Annotated in this window: 12 protein-coding genes, 1 tRNA gene and 1 riboswitch; of the genes, 7 read left to right on the forward strand and 6 right to left on the reverse strand. The window is 53.4% G+C overall.

The window, feature by feature from the left end:
• The first annotated feature begins 19 nt into the window (after nucleotides 1–19).
• The 4 genes from BJF95_RS14975 (at nucleotide 20) to tig (ending at nucleotide 3,667) form a co-directional block, all read left to right on the forward strand.
• A complete protein-coding gene (locus tag BJF95_RS14975; protein WP_175577262.1) occupies nucleotides 20–1,096 on the forward strand; it encodes a DUF2157 domain-containing protein in 1,077 nt (358 codons plus the stop codon).
• Nucleotides 1,086–1,664: a GDYXXLXY domain-containing protein gene (locus BJF95_RS14980; RefSeq protein ID WP_075640206.1), complete on the forward strand. Its 579-nt coding sequence runs from the start codon at nucleotides 1,086–1,088 to the stop codon at nucleotides 1,662–1,664. Before BJF95_RS14975 ends, BJF95_RS14980 begins: the two co-directional genes overlap by 11 nt.
• Before the next feature lie 194 nt (nucleotides 1,665–1,858).
• Nucleotides 1,859–1,943: transfer RNA gene (locus tag BJF95_RS14985), tRNA-Leu, on the forward strand.
• A gap of 263 nt (nucleotides 1,944–2,206) precedes the next feature.
• The gene (gene tig / locus BJF95_RS14990; RefSeq protein WP_075640376.1) at nucleotides 2,207–3,667 is read left to right on the forward strand and encodes a trigger factor; all 1,461 of its coding nucleotides are present in this window, start codon (nucleotides 2,207–2,209) and stop codon (nucleotides 3,665–3,667) included.
• Nucleotides 3,668–3,932: 265 nt separating this feature from the next.
• Here the strand turns inward: tig and BJF95_RS14995 are convergent, their stop codons facing one another.
• Nucleotides 3,933–5,246 (reverse strand): voltage-gated chloride channel family protein, encoded by a 1,314-nt coding sequence (locus BJF95_RS14995; protein ID WP_075640207.1) that lies wholly within the window; start codon nucleotides 5,244–5,246, stop codon nucleotides 3,933–3,935.
• Between the two features lie 85 nt (nucleotides 5,247–5,331).
• A riboswitch (Fluoride riboswitch) is annotated at nucleotides 5,332–5,408 on the reverse strand.
• 253 nt (nucleotides 5,409–5,661) lie between these two features.
• Here BJF95_RS14995 and BJF95_RS15000 point away from each other — a divergent pair.
• On the forward strand, nucleotides 5,662–7,395 hold the full coding sequence (locus BJF95_RS15000) for an ABC transporter permease (RefSeq protein WP_075640208.1): 1,734 nt from the start codon (nucleotides 5,662–5,664) through the stop codon (nucleotides 7,393–7,395).
• A gap of 81 nt (nucleotides 7,396–7,476) precedes the next feature.
• Entirely contained in the window at nucleotides 7,477–8,787 is a 1,311-nt protein-coding gene (locus BJF95_RS15005) for an ABC transporter ATP-binding protein (RefSeq protein WP_075640209.1), read from the forward strand.
• 28 nt (nucleotides 8,788–8,815) lie between these two features.
• Here the strand turns inward: BJF95_RS15005 and BJF95_RS15010 are convergent, their stop codons facing one another.
• The 4 genes from BJF95_RS15010 to BJF95_RS15025 form a co-directional block, all read right to left on the reverse strand.
• Nucleotides 8,816–9,025: a hypothetical protein gene (locus BJF95_RS15010; RefSeq protein WP_075640377.1), complete on the reverse strand. Its 210-nt coding sequence runs from the start codon at nucleotides 9,023–9,025 to the stop codon at nucleotides 8,816–8,818.
• Between the two features lie 200 nt (nucleotides 9,026–9,225).
• A complete protein-coding gene (locus BJF95_RS15015) occupies nucleotides 9,226–9,435 on the reverse strand; it encodes a cold-shock protein (RefSeq protein WP_075640210.1) in 210 nt (69 codons plus the stop codon).
• 276 nt (nucleotides 9,436–9,711) lie between these two features.
• Nucleotides 9,712–11,115, reverse strand: a complete 1,404-nt coding sequence (sthA, locus tag BJF95_RS15020; RefSeq protein WP_075640211.1) for a Si-specific NAD(P)(+) transhydrogenase — start codon at nucleotides 11,113–11,115, stop codon at nucleotides 9,712–9,714.
• Between the two features lie 263 nt (nucleotides 11,116–11,378).
• Complete coding sequence (locus tag BJF95_RS15025; protein WP_139317514.1) at nucleotides 11,379–12,932, reverse strand: ABC transporter substrate-binding protein; 1,554 nt, start codon at nucleotides 12,930–12,932, stop codon at nucleotides 11,379–11,381.
• A 479-nt stretch (nucleotides 12,933–13,411) separates the two neighbouring features.
• On the opposite strand from BJF95_RS15025, the gene BJF95_RS15030 reads away from it, so the two are divergent.
• Nucleotides 13,412–14,587 (forward strand): aminotransferase, encoded by a 1,176-nt coding sequence (locus BJF95_RS15030; RefSeq protein WP_425348699.1) that lies wholly within the window; start codon nucleotides 13,412–13,414, stop codon nucleotides 14,585–14,587.
• Nucleotides 14,588–14,619: 32 nt separating this feature from the next.
• Here the strand turns inward: BJF95_RS15030 and BJF95_RS15035 are convergent, their stop codons facing one another.
• Nucleotides 14,620–14,871, reverse strand: coding sequence for a hypothetical protein (locus tag BJF95_RS15035; protein WP_139317515.1), 252 nt, complete (start codon nucleotides 14,869–14,871; stop codon nucleotides 14,620–14,622).
• Nucleotides 14,872–14,955 lie beyond the last annotated feature (84 nt).

Here is a 14,955-nt window from a genome sequence, read left to right on the forward strand (position 1 = left end):
AAAGTTAAAGAGGGATCTGATGCGGTGGACAGCCATGGGGCTTGTCAACGAGCGCGATGCGCAGGCCATGCTGGCTGATCATGATGCGCAGGCGTCAAGTTTCAGTGTTGGCTCTGTTCTGTTGGTGCTGTCCGCCGTTTTGCTCTCGGCGTCGATCCTGCTCGTCATTGCGGCCAATTGGCAAGCGATCCCACGGCTCATGAAGGTGTCGGTGGTCATTGCCCTGATCTGGGGCTTTCATTGTGGCGGTGCGATGTTGATTGCCTTTGGGCGAACGGTCTTGGGGCAGGGATTGCTGGTGTTGGGGGCTGCAAGCTTTGGCGGCGGCATGGCGCTGGTGGGGCAGCTTTACCATCTCTCCGGCGATGAGCTTGATTTGTTTTATATCTGGCTGGCTGCGGCCGTGCTGTCGTGCGTTTTTTTTCGCTCAGGCATTATGCTGGGCTTTGTCGCCGCTTTGTGTGTGTCAACGCTTTGGGTCGCGTTTGATCGGTATAATTTCGATTGGACGACCCAGACCGTGCTTTTGCCGCCAGCGTTGAGCTGCATTATTGTTCTCCTGTCCTTTTGGGCGGGAAATGTGCGGGTTCGCCACGTTGCTGGCTTCTTGATGCTGGGTTGGCTGATCTGGCTCTATGCGCAAACGACAGATGTGCGGATTGCCATTGCTTTTGTGGCTGGCGGCTTTGGCCTGTTTGCCGTTCTCTCACTGACAAGGCTTTATGATAGCCATGTGGCGCGTCTTGTTGCGACCTACGCGCTGGCCCTGAGCGCGATTGGCTTGGCGCTGATCAATATAGAATACAGCAGAGGTTTGCCGCTGGCCGTCGTTTCCGTCGCCTCATTGGCCATATCTGTCGCTGCTCTTGTGATGAAGGGGCGGGATGATGGCATGGTGCGGGCAATCGCTTATATGATTTTCGCAGGCGAGACGTTGTATCTCTCATTTCAGACGATTGATTCCCTGCTGGACACGTCCAGTTTTTTCCTGATCAGCGGTCTGCTTTTGGCGCTGCTGGCCTTTGGTGTAAGCCGTCTGGAGAAGTTGTTGTCCAAAAAACGCGGTTTGAAGAAGGAGGGCGTCGATGCTTCGTAATCATGTGTTTCGATTGATCTCCGCTGCGATTTTGCTGGCGTGCTTTCAAACTGCGGTGATCGGCTATCAGATCGGTGAACGAACTTATATCCTGCGCACTGGTGTTGAAATTAAGCTCAAAACAGAAGCGGTTGATCCTCGTGATCTTTTGCGCGGCGATTATGTTGTGCTCAATTACGCAATTTCCCGCTTGTACAATGACCAGATTGTTGGTGAGCGACCAGCGCACCGGCAGGAGGTGCGTTTTCATGTGCGTGTCGCACCCGGTGCAGATGGCTTTGCTGTGCTGCAGGAGGTCTCAATCGCAAAACTGCCTCCGAAGCCCGATAGTGTTGTTCTGGTGACGGAGCCGGTTGTCTATGATCCCTCCTTTGGCAAGGACGCCAGCTTTGTGGTGCAATATGGTATTGAGCGCTTTTATGTGCCGGAGGGTGAGGGAAAAGAGATCGAGGACGCCCGCAACAGAGGTGCTGTCAGTGTGACTGTGCGGGTCTCGTCGGGTGGAAAAGCGCAGTTGAAGCAGCTTTTTATTGGTGACCAACCAGTTTATGCGCAGCCTGATTTTTGATTTTCCCGCATTTTTTCACATTTCAGTTTGATTGTAATGGATTGAATTTACGTTTGTTTTGGCTGTCCTGCGTGTTTAAGGGGGAGGAAATCTGCATCACGTGTCATTTTTCCTTTGCGTGGCGAAAAACGGGTGCTATAGAGACCCGCGCTCCGGCGGTTTCATGCAAATGTCGCATGAAGTTCTGATGGATCGCGGGTATGGTGAAATTGGTAGACACGCCAGATTTAGGTTCTGGTGCCGCAAGGCGTGGGAGTTCAAGTCTCTCTACCCGCACCAGAATGTAACGCAAGAGGGCTATGGGGCGGGAATGGTATCATTCCGGCCCTTCACCTGTTAGCGCCATTTTGCCTGGAAAGATATTCGAGGGGCAGAATGCTTAAGATTTGCCAAGAGGCCGCGTCCGGGAAAAGTCCGACGTCGCGCTCAGAAAAGTCACCGACCGATCGATCACGGTCGTCATGAAACCAAGGTTGTCCGAGGAGGGCGACCAAGAAACCAACGGGGGCCGTGCACGGTCGCCGCGACACGAAGGTTACAACATGCAGGTTATCGAAACGCTCGCTGAAGGGCTGAAGCGCGAACTGAAGATCATCATTCCGGCCGCTGACATGGAAGCTCAGATGAATGAGCGCCTTGCCGACGTGAAGGACAAGGTTAAGATCAATGGTTTCCGTCCGGGCAAGGTGCCTGCTGGTCATCTGAAGAAGATGTACGGCAAGTCTGTTATGGCTGAACTGGTCAACGAAATCGTTCGTGAGCGTCCTTCGACCATTCTGTCCGAGCGTGGCGAAAAGTCTGCGACCCAGCCTGAAGTGGCGATGACGGAAGACGAAGCTCAGGCTGAAAAGATCCTGAACGCTGAAGCCGATTTCGAATTCACGCTGTCCTATGAAGTTATTCCCGCAATCGAATTGAAGCCAGTGGATGGCATCAAGGTTGAGCGTGAAGTTGTTGAAGTGTCGGAAGACGAAGTCAACGAGCAGATCCTGAAGATTGCTGAGAGCGCCCGCTCTTTTGCAGCCAAGGACGGTGTTGCTGAAGACGGCGACCGCGTCACCATGGACTACCTCGGCAAGGTTGACGGCGTTGCTTTCGACGGCGGCAAGGACGAAGATGCAGAGCTGGTGATTGGCTCTAACCGCTTCATCCCTGGCTTTGAAGAGCAGCTCAAGGGCTTGAAGGCTGGCGACGAGAAGGTGATCAACGTCACGTTCCCAACCGAATATCCAGCTGCAAACCTGGCTGGCAAGGACGCAACCTTCGACATCACTGTCAAGGAAGTTGCAGCACCTGCAGCCCAGGAAATCAACGATGAACTGGCCACCAAGCTTGGTCTGGAATCGGTTGACAAGCTGAAGGAAATCGTTCGCGGCCAGATCGAAAGCCAGTATGGCAACGTGACACGCCAGAAGGTGAAGCGTCAGATTCTTGATCAGCTCGACGAGATGTACAAGTTCGAAGCACCTTCGCGTCTGGTTGAAGCCGAGTTTGAAAACATCTGGCGTCAGATCAACACCGATCTCGCTCAGTCCGGCAAGACCTTTGAAGACGAAGACACAACGGAAGAAGCCGCTCGCGAAGAATATCGCACGCTGGCTGAACGCCGCGTTCGTCTCGGCCTCGTTCTGTCCGAGATCGGCGAAAAGGCCGCTATCGAAGTGACCGAAGAAGAAATGCAGCGCGCACTTTACGCTCAGTTGCAGCAGTTCCCAGGTCAGGAAAAGCAGATCATCGACTTCTTCCGCAACACCCCCGGCGCTTCTGCATCGCTGCGCGCTCCGATCTTTGAAGAAAAGGTCATGGACAAGCTGATCGCTGAAGTGAACGTGACGGACAAGACCGTGACGAAGGAAGAGCTGCTGGCTGAAGACGAAGACGGCGATGACGCAAAGCCTGCCAAGAAGAAGGCAAAGAAGGCCACTGCTGAAGGCGAAGAAGCCGCTCCGAAGAAGAAGGCTGCCCCTAAGAAGAAGGCTGCTGCTGAAGGCGACGCTGAATAATCTGTCCTACAGATAAAACCGAAAAGGCCGTCCATTGGGCGGCCTTTTTGTTTGTCTACGACACTGTTGCCAAAAATCGGAACCGGTTCGCTGTAGCTCTTTATTTTTGTTTTCGCATCGAATTTATCCGAAAACCGGTTGCCAGTTTTCGGACCAAAGCTGTAGCTCCAAAAGCCGGCAAGTGCTTGGTTCGGGGCAAGAGTTCGGCCGATTGGTAGGCCCGAGCTCTTGCCCTCTTGTCACGGCACGGTCTGGCTGATGACCGTCAGGATTTGGACGCTGGCGTTTGCGCTTTTGTGTTCAAAACCAGCTTCGCTACACCCAATTTCTGCGCTTTGTAAATGCCCATATGGCCACTGCATAGATAGGCCACAAAGCAGGCTACGGCGAGATAGGCGGAGTGTGTGGCTCCAAACAGCTCAATGCCCATGATCAGGCAGGCCAGTGGCGTGTTGGTGGCACCGGCAAAAACAGCAACAAAACCGAGTCCGGCGAACAGGTCTGGCGGTGCACCCAGCACGCCCGCGACCGCGCTGCCAAGGCCTGCGCCGATGAAAAACAACGGTGTGACTTCACCGCCCTTGAAGCCCGCGCTGAGGGTGATCACCGTGAAAATCAGCTTCCATGCCCAGCTCCAATAATCGATGACATCGGGGTGAAAGAAGGTGGAGATGGTGATGTCATGGGGGTTGGGCGACCAAACGCCAAGGCCCAGATAGCTGCGTGTGCCTAAGAGATAGACAAGAGCCAGCAAAATGAGGCTGGCCAGCACGGGCCGCAGCGGCGCAAAGGGCAGGAGGCGTTTATAGAGCGATGATGCAAAATGCGCGGAACGGGCAAAAAGCTGCGCAGCCAAGCCAAAGGCGATGCCTGCAATGGCCGTCTTGAGCAGCAAAAGCGCATCCAGGTTAAAGGTTTCGGGTGTGCTCAAACTGCCAAAGGTGATGGCATAATGCGTGTGGCCAATGCCCCAGGCATGACAGGTCCAATCGGCCACAAGGGCGGCAAACAGCGACGGCAAAAGCGCGTCATATTGCATGCGGCCAATGGTTAGCACCTCCAGCGCAAACACGGCTCCGGCAATGGGTGTGCCGAACACGGCCCCAAAGCCCGCAGCAATCCCCGCCATCAGCACAATGCGGGTATCGTCTGGCGTTAGCCGGAAGAGCCGAGCAAAGGCACTGGCCAGACTGCCGCCCACTTGCACCGCAGTTCCTTCTCGGCCAGCCGAGCCACCGACAAGGTGGGTTAACACCGTTGTCACCAGAATGAACGGGGCCATGCGCAAAGGCACGCCGCCGCCGGGCTGATGAATCTGGTCGATAATCAGATTGTTACCGGCTTCAACGGTTGTTCCAAATTTTTGATAGGCGAAAACCATGGCAAAGCCTGCCATAGGCATGGCGTAGATCAGCCATGGAAATTCAAATCGCGCTCTTGTGGCTTGGTCCAGTCCCCAGAGAAAAGCAGCGACCAGCGAGCCGACAAGAATGGCCATGGGCACGAGAATGGCAATCCATTTTGTCAGGCTGCGCAATTGATGAAGGCGTGGGATGATAAAGATTGATAACGCCTTCATAGGTATGCGCTCCAAACGGACTTTATGGATTGTAGGGGAAGAAAAATCAGGATTCTAGACAAGCTTCTACTCCTTCGCGTGTTGGCGTTGAGTAGGAGTCATCAGCTTCTTCAAGGAAGCGGTTCGGCTTGATGCCAGGCAGAATCCATTACCGATGGGAGAGATACTTGGTTTCATTTGCGCCTGTCAATATCCCCCTTGGGGGTGTGGTTGACCAGCAGTTGTTCTTTATGAAATTTTGTTATCACTTCGTCGTGTAGTGGAAAAAATCCAGTTTTTTCCGAATGGTTAGGTAAAACCCGTCATGATGCTGTCACGTTATTGCCGTTAAGCCGTCTTTTGTGATCAGGAAAGCTGGACCCTCCTTCCTGGCCTCAAGACGTATCTTTCCTTCTCTGTGCCGAAGGGCTCAACCATGGCATCTCATAAACATGCACCGCTCGCGGTTCGCCAATCCCTGCTTCTTAGCCTTTGGAACGTGATGGCGCTGCTGCTGGTGGTTGGCGTCATCGTTCTTATTGCCTATGGTGCTGATGTTGCAACAGAACCATTGACGGCGCTGGATATTGCGCCGCTGTCGCTTGATCCGGCAAATTTGCCGATTTATGCCGTGCGCACCATGCTTCGCATGTTGGCAGCCATTGTGTTTTCGCTGATTTTTACCTTCCTCTTTGCCACCGTTGCCGCCCGAAGCAGGCGGGCTGAAATGGTGATGATTCCCATTTTGGATATCTTGCAGTCGGTCCCCATTCTGGGCTTTCTGACATTCACCGTCACATTCTTTCTCAATCTCTTTCCCGGACGGGTGTTGGGCGCGGAGCTGGCTTCGGTGTTTGCAATTTTCACCAGTCAGGCCTGGAACATGACATTCAGCATGTATCAATCCATGCGCAGTCAGCCACGCGATCTGGAAGAGGTTTCGAGCAGTTTTCATCTCAGCGGCTGGCAGCGGTTTTGGCGGCTTGATGTGCCGTTTGCCATGCCGGGATTGGTGTGGAATGCGATGATGTCCATGTCGGGCGGCTGGTTTTTCGTGGTTGCTTCTGAAGCAATCACCGTGGGTGATACCACGGTGACGTTGCCCGGCGTTGGCTCCTACGTGGCGCTGGCCATCAAGCAACAGGATATTTGGGCCATTGGCTATGCCATTGCGGCCATGCTGGCCGTGATTATCATCTATGACCAGTTTCTGTTTCGCCCGCTCGTGGCCTGGGCCGATAAATTTCGGTTTGAAACAACATCATCCGGCCCCGGTCCAAAATCCTGGATGCTGGATCTTTTGCGCCGCGCGCGGATTATTCGTGTGCTGACAGCGCCGATTGGCTGGCTCAGCCATGTGATCTGGAATCTGCGGTTTCCCTCATTTGTGGTGTTCAAACCTTCCAGTGCTCAAGCCAAACCATCGGTGATGCTTGACCGCCTTTGGGTGACGTTGATTTTCATCGGCGCGATCTTTGCCGGTTATCTCAGCTATAATTATCTGCGTGGCACGATCGGCTGGAGCGAGGTGGGGATTGCTGTTGTCGATGGCTTTATCACGCTGTTGCGGGTGATTGTGCTGATTGTTCTGGCCACCCTGGTCTGGGTGCCAATTGGTGTGTGGATTGGCCTGCGGCCAAAGCTGGCTGAAAGGGTGCAGCCCTTGGCGCAGTTTCTGGCGGCTTTCCCGGCCAATTTGGCCTTTCCGGTCTTTGTTGTGGTGATTGTACGCTATGGGTTGAACGCCGATATCTGGCTCAGCCCGCTGATGATCCTTGGCACGCAATGGTATATTTTGTTCAATGTCATTGCTGGGGCCTCGGCCTTTCCGGGCGATTTGAAAGAGGCGGCGCGCAGCTTTCATATCAAGGGTTGGCGCTGGTGGTTCAAGGTCGTGCTGCCCGGCGTGTTTCCCTATTATGTCACGGGCGGCATTACCGCATCGGGCGGGTCATGGAATGCCAGTATCGTTGCCGAGGTGGCCAGTTGGGGCACCACGCAGCTCTCCACGCCGGGGCTTGGCTCTTACATTGCCAATGCCACCACACAAGGCGATTTTCCGCGCGTGGTGCTTGGCATCATCGTGATGTGCACGTTTGTGACACTGTTCAATCGCCTGTTCTGGCGTCCGCTCTATGAGCTTGGCGAGCGTCGCCTGCGCGTCAATTGATCATGTCAATTGATCGTGGCGAGGCGCTTGCCACGATCATCTCCCCTGTTTTGAACACTCTTATCTCGAAAGATCGCGCCCATGTCTGATCTGTCCACCAAGGCTCCGCTCGTTCGTATCCATCAGGTCAGCCGCTCTTTTCCCAAGGGCAGCGGGACCGATGTGGTTGTGTTGGAAAATGTTGATCTAACCATCAAGGAAGGCGAAATTGTTGGTCTGCTGGGTCGCTCCGGCTCCGGCAAGTCAACGCTTTTGCGTATTATTGCCGGTCTCATTCCGCCCTCGTCAGGAAAGGCGCAGAGCTGCGGCAAGGACATTGTTGGACCGCCTGATGGCATTGCCATGGTGTTCCAATCCTTTGCACTGTTTCCATGGCTCACCGTGTTGCAAAATGTGGAGCTGGGGCTTGAGGCACAAGGGGTGAATAGCACGGAGCGCCGCTCACGCGCTCTGGCAGCCATCGACCTGATTGGCCTTGATGGCTTTGAAAATGCTTACCCCAAGGAATTGTCGGGCGGCATGCGCCAGCGCGTTGGCTTTGCGCGGGCGCTTGTGGTGCATCCTGATCTGATGTTGATGGATGAGCCATTCTCGGCGCTTGATGTGCTCACAGCCGAAACCCTGCGGACGGACATGATCGACCTTTGGATTGAAGGTCGCCTGCCGATTAAATCCGTGCTGATCGTCACCCATAACATCGAAGAAGCGGTGCTGATGTGCGATCGCATTCTGGTGTTTTCTTCCAATCCCGGTCGCGTTGCGTCGGAGTTGAAGGTCGATTTACCGCATCCGCGCAACCGGCTTGATCCCATCTTTCGCCAATTGGTCGATAGCATTTACGCGCAGATGACCAACCGTGCCGAGCCACGCCAACCCGCAATGGATGGTATTCATGGCACAGGCGTCGGCATGGTTTTGGAGCACGTTTCCACCAACGTGCTCTCAGGTTTGATTGAGGCTGTTGCTGGCCCGCATTACAATGGCAAGGCGGATCTGCCGGTTCTGGCAAGCGCGTTGCAGCTGGGCACAGAAGAAATATTCCACCTCGGCGAGGCGCTGCAGCTGCTGCGGTTTGCGCAGATGAGCGAGGGGGATCTGGTGCTGACCGATATTGGCAAGCGCTTTGCCCATATGGATACGGATGCGCGCAAAAAGCTCTTTGCCGAGCATCTGGTGGCCTATGTGCCGATTGTCGGTCTTATTCGCCGCGTGCTGGACGAGCGGCCATCGCATACGGCACCAGCAATGCGCTTTCGAACAGAGCTGGAAGACTACATGCAGGAAGATCAGGCGGCGGAAACCATGAAAACGGTTGTTTCCTGGTCGCGCTATGCCGAGCTGTTTGCCTATGACGAACATTCGGAAATGTTCAGTCTGGAAAATCCAAGCTGACGCCTAATTTTAGACGTCGGTCAGCTGATCAGCCTTTGTCGGATTTGGCCGCGACTTGAGCGAGAGCAATTGCATCTTGCTCAAGGCGTAAAGCCCGCAGGCGCGCAGTCTTTTCATTGCGCGCTGTTGCCACGGCGTCGATTTCTGAAACAACGCGGTTGCGCGATAGGTGCTGGGTCTGGGTGAGGCTGAAAGCGGCTTCGGCGCGTTCACGGTTCTTGCTGATGTGCTCAGTCATGGGTGTTTCCTGTGTTGAGTAGCGGTTTTGCTGCAAATTTGAAATTTTGCGCTGTCTTATGGGCGTTTGACAAAACGCAGGCGCTGTATTTGCCAAAAAGGTCAGGCCAAAAAAAAGGTCAGGCAAGATGCCTGACCTCATGATTCATTCTTTTCGCGTTGATGCCAGTACATCCGTGGTCACCGGCAACAAAAACTGTTTTAGGCAGCCTTAAGCTGACCTGCGGACATCTTGCCCGACTTGTTGTCGCGTTCCAGCTCAAAGCCGATCTTTTGGCCTTCGATGAGCTCGCGCATACCGGCGCGCTCTACAGCGGAGATGTGCACGAAAACGTCTGCGCTACCGTCGTCTGGCTGAATGAAGCCGAAGCCTTTTGTGGAATTAAACCATTTTACTGTGCCAGTGGTCATAACGAACCCTTTCAATAGCAAGATTATAGGAAGGTCCGTGCAATGCAGGGGCCTTATTCGCTTCGATTTTTGAAGGGTAATTTCGTCAGAGTTGCACAGAGTGCCAGCAACAACAATATCAAACAAACAATTATCGATAAGGCTTTATAACAGCCTTATCGTCTTCTGTCCAATTTATATTTCCGCCCCGTAAAGTGACCCGGTAAACCGGCATTTTCCGAGACTCGATATTATGGCGTCAATTTCGAGATTGAGGCTAAATTCACTATTGGAAATTCAAGCCTTTTTCACCAGCTCGCCCATTCTGTTCCAGGCATCCAGACCCGCAATCTTATAGGCTTCCGCCAAGGTCGGGTAGTTGAAGGTGTTTTCGACAAAATATTCCACGGTGCCTTTGAGGTTGAGAACGGCTTGGCCTATATGCACGAGTTCGGTGGCACCTTCGCCAACAATATGCACACCCAGCAGGCGGCGGGTTTTGAGCGAGAAGATCATTTTCAGCATGCCGCTATCAAGCCCCATGATATGGCCGCGCGAGGTTTCGCGAAAATGGGCAATGCCGCATTCGTAAGGAATATTGCGTTGCTGCACTTCTTCTTCGGTCAGGCCGCAGGTGGAAATTTCCGGCACGGCATAGATACCATAGGGAAAATATTGCGGCGGCTCGCTGGAATGGGCGCCCACAGCATGGCGGGCGGCAATGCGGCCCTGTTCCATGGAGGTCGAGGCAAGACTTGGAAAGCCAACCACGTCGCCGGCTGCGTAGATGTTGGGTACAGTCGTCTGGAAGGTCTCCGGGTTGACCTTGAGGCGGCCACGGCTATCAGCCTGCAGGCCGCAGGCTGCCAGATTGAGCGTATCGGTTGCGCCAACACGACCCGCCGCAAACAGCACCATTTCAGCATTGAGCACACGGCCACTTTTCAACGTGACACGACACTTACCATCGTCCTTTTCCACCTTGTCGGCAGATTGGCCAAAAATCAGCTTCATATTGCGATCGCGAAGCTGGTAGGTAAAATCCTCGACAATTTCCTTGTCGATAAAGTCCAACATGCTGTCGCGTGGTTCAACCACCGTCACCTGGGTATCTAGCGCGCTGAAAATTGTGGCGTATTCGATGCCAATAACACCGGCACCGATCACCACCATAGAGCGCGGGACGTCCTTGATATTCAAGATATCATCGCTGTCGAGAATGGTTTCGCCATCAAACGGAATATGCTCTGGCCGATGCGGCCGTGTGCCCACAGCGAGCAGAATGGCGGCGGCAGTGACGCGGGCAATTTCGCCGTCGTCCTTTTTGATCTCAATGGTGTTGGCATCAATAAAAGTCGCCGTGCCACGCATTTGCTGCACGCGATTGCGCGAAAACTGATGCTCAAGCACATCCACTTCATGATCAAGCGTGATGAGCAGGCGGCGGCGAAGGTCGGCTGCACTGATTTCCTGCTTCACCCGGTAGGAGCGGCCATAAAAGCCGCGCTCGCGCCAGCCGGTGAGGTTGAGCGCCGTCTCGCGAAGTGTTTTCGAAGGAATTGTGCCTGTATGCACAGAAACGCCGCCAACCCGGCCTCCGCGCTCAATAACCAGAACTGACTTCGAGAGCTTTGCGGCCTGAATGGCTGCTCTGCGGCCTGCGGGGCCGCTGCCGATGACAACGAGATCATACTGGTACATAGTTTATCCTGTCTGGCGCTGTTTCAGCTTGGGGCTGATGGCGGTCATCTTACCCGAGGATTCTAACTGAATCGTTATTTTACATTGCGCCGCACATAAGACCAGAATTTAACGGGTTCAGATTTTTTTAAAGACACAGGCATGTGATTGCGAATGCGCTGATATGTGCGGTTCATAAAATGATTCAAGGCCTGTATAATCTGATTCAATATTTTGAATTAATATATTGATTATAAGTGTTAATCTGTGATTTTATTTTCGGATCAATCCTCGAAGCGGACGTGAGAAAGGGCAATTGAGGCTACGGGCTCGTTTTCCCACATGCCTTGCAGTTTTGCGTTCCATACGCCAATTTTGGGGAGGGCGAACAAAAACAGCGCGGGCAAATCAGTGGCCAGCAGTGTTTGCGCTTCGCCATAGAGCCTGTCTTGCTCTTTCTCATCGGTGGTTTGCTCGATTGCGTCGATCAGAGCGTTAAAAGCGGGGTTGTAGTATTTAAAGTAATTTTTCTGCTGCGCAAACAGTCCGATATCCATCGGCTCGGCATGGGCCATAATGGTCATGTCGTAGTCCGCGTCGTCAAACACCTCGCGGGTCCAAACGTCTGGAAACAAAACTGTCCTGATTTTCATTGTGACGCCAACCTCCGCAAAAGCGGCCTGCAGGATTTCCGCGCTCTGTGCCGCGTAAGGCATTTGCGGGATTTTTGCGGTGAAGGTGAAACCGTCTGGATAGCCCGCAGCGGCCAGAAGTCCCTTGGACTTGACCGGATCGTAAGGGTAGACCCCCGTCAGATCGCGGTAGGCACGATCATTTGGCGTGTAATAGCTGCCAATTTCGGTGCCAAGCCCGTCCCAACCGCCATCAATAATGGTTGAGCGGTCAACGGCCATCATCAGCGCCTGTCGCACCCGCAAATCATTGAAGGGTTTTCGGGCATTGTTCAGGCCTGCAATCACCTTCATCTCTGTCACACCAATAACCACTTTCAACGAGGCGTCCCGTTGCAATTGGGCTACGGGATCGGGAGTGTTGAACTCTGGAACGGCATCGATCTCGCCAGATCTGAGTGCATTGGCCAAGAGGATGGGATTGTCGATAAAATGAAACGTCACGGTCTTCAGGGCAATTTCTGAACGGTTCCAGTATTGCTCATTTGCAATCAGCTCGAGTGTCTTGCCCTTGTTCCATTGGGAAAACTGGAACGGGCCGGTTCCAATAGGTGTAAGCGCGTTGGTCTCAGCGCTATCGGGGGCAACAATGACACTGGCAGGCCAACCGAGCCAATAGAGCAAGCTGCTGTTTCGGCGCTTCAGATGGATTATCAATGTCAGCGGGCCTTTCGTTTCGACCCAGTCGATTTCTTTAAAAAATTGCCGCTGCGGGTTCATGGAGTGCGGTGCGCGCGCACGATCGAGCGAAAATTTTGCCACGCTGGCATCAAGCGCTCTTCCATTGTGAAAGACCACGCCCTCACGCAGCTGGAATGTATAGATTAATCCGTCGGGAGAAATGGTCCATTCGGTTGCCAATTGCGGCTGTATCTTGCCGTGGCGATCAATGGTCACCAATCCTTCGAAGATATTTTTCCATGTGACCTTGCCCACAGACACCGGGGCGGACGCGGTGGGGTCGAGCACTGGCGGCTCAAGCGACATGGCAATATTGAGCGATGTCCGGGGCAATGATGTTTGAGCCAATGATGTCTGACGGGGAGCCGCCGGGTTGGCCTGCGCGCGGGTGACCATTGTAACGGCAACAATGCTCTGCATCATGCCGTTGAGCACAGCTCTACGGGTTACAAACCTGAAATTCATTGCCTCATCCCCCTCATGCCAATAATCAATCGAGACGCTCAATCACTGATCATTGGTATGAGGCACATCTATTTCCTTGGATTTCAGGTTATAGTGTGAGATGTAAAAATCCTGAGATAATTGTTTTCGTTATAAACAGGATATTCAAAAAATATTTTATTTATGAATATTATTCACTTTTATACTACGAAATAAACATCATGGAAAGCGTTGATACCGGATTGGATCACGCAAGACCTTACAGATCTGCCTATTTTTATTTTCTGGTTAAGTTTGCCTTTCAGCAAAATTCGGTTTCGCTCTTCTCAACGCAACTTGACAACACTGTTCTCGATATATCGCCGACAGTGCTGTAACACTTTTCATCTGCTGCATAATGTTCATCCGAAATCGATTCCGATTTCAGGAATTATGCAGTAGAAAAATTCTTTGACGAAAAATTCCCGATTCTGGTGTTGGGTAAAACCTTGGGCGGTGCATTGATGTCCTGTTCTTTCAATCCGCGCGTGGCAAGTCTTTCTCTGCCGCCAATTCCTGCTGTGTTTGCTTGGGGCCGCAGCTATGACGGGGCACACGGCTCCCTGATTGATCTTTCACAGGCAGCACCCGGTCACCCGCCCCATGGTGATCTTTTGCGATGGCTGGCAGAGGCGGCCGGATCGCCTGATGCCTGTGGGTATGGTGCCATTGAAGGCGAATTATCCCTCAGGCAAGCCTATTGCCATCACCTGGAAGGGGTTTATGGCCGGGCATTTGCACCGGAGCACATTCATATTACCTCAGGTGCCAATCAGGCCTTTGTGTGCACGGTGATGGCCTTGGCGGGCAAAGGCGATAAGGTTGCGCTGACAAATCCGTTTTATTTCAATCACGAAACCACACTCTCCATGCTGGGAATCGAGGTTGTGCCTGTGCAGTGCGATGCGGATGAGGGCTTTTTGCCCTCACTATCGTCCGTCACTGCGGCCTTACAATCGGGTGTGAAAGTGTTGGCGCTGGTGACACCCAACAATCCAACCGGGGCGGTCTATCCGAAGGCACTGCTCCAAGAGATTTTCACACTGTGCCAAGCCCATGACGCCTGGCTGATTGTCGATGAAACCTATCGCGATTTTCTGGATCCTGCGTTTGGCAGGCCGCACGATTTGTTTGCCAATCCCGGATGGCCCGAGGGCCTGATTCAGATCTACAGTTTTTCCAAATCCTTTGCCATTCCGGGACATCGTCTGGCTGCGGTGACTGCCGGGCAAGAGACCATTACCCAAATTGTGAAGGTGATGGACAACGTGCAGATCTGCGCACCAAGGGCTGCACAGATCGCCTTGGCCAAGGCTCTGCCGGTGCTGGATGGTTGGCGGGCTGACAATGCGGCAGAAATTGCCCGGCGCACACTGGCGATGCAGCAGGCCTTCAACGCGCTGCCAAATTGGCAATTGGCGTCCATGGGAGCGTATTTTGCCTTCGCGCGGCATCCCTATGCTGGCAAGAGCTCCGCAGAGGTGGCAGAGTTTTTGGCAAAGCGTGCAGGTATTCTTACTGTTCCGGGCGGCTTTTTTGGAACAGATCTGGATGGCTATCTGCGGCTCGCCTTTGCCAATGTCGATTGCAACACGATCGCAACCCTATCAGAGCGGCTGAAAGCTTTTGAAATGTGAAAACCTTTGAAATGAAAGAGTGAGGAAATCCCTCACTTTTTCAACGGCACGCAAGGCGTTTTCTTGCCCATGGAGCAGGTGGTGATGGGGTCTATGTTTTTGCCCCGATGTTTGACGTGTTTGGTGTGCTTGATGGGCTGTTGTGCTGGTTTGGCGGTGTCACAACGGGCAATCACCCCCTCTTTTGCGCAGACGCCTTGAGGGGTGGTGGAGCTGGCGTATCCCGGCTGCGCTGCCACCAGCAGGGCGGTGGTCATCACCAGAGCTGGTATAATGGTCTTCATCGTCTGTCCTATTCAAAAGCTGCAAACTGCATCGCGCAGCCGCATAAATCATTCTTTTCAGCATTTCTAAAGGCAAAATCGTGA

The sequence above is a fragment of the Rhizobium oryziradicis genome (assembly GCF_001939045.1).
Taxonomy (GTDB): Bacteria; Pseudomonadota; Alphaproteobacteria; order Rhizobiales; family Rhizobiaceae; genus Allorhizobium; species Allorhizobium oryziradicis.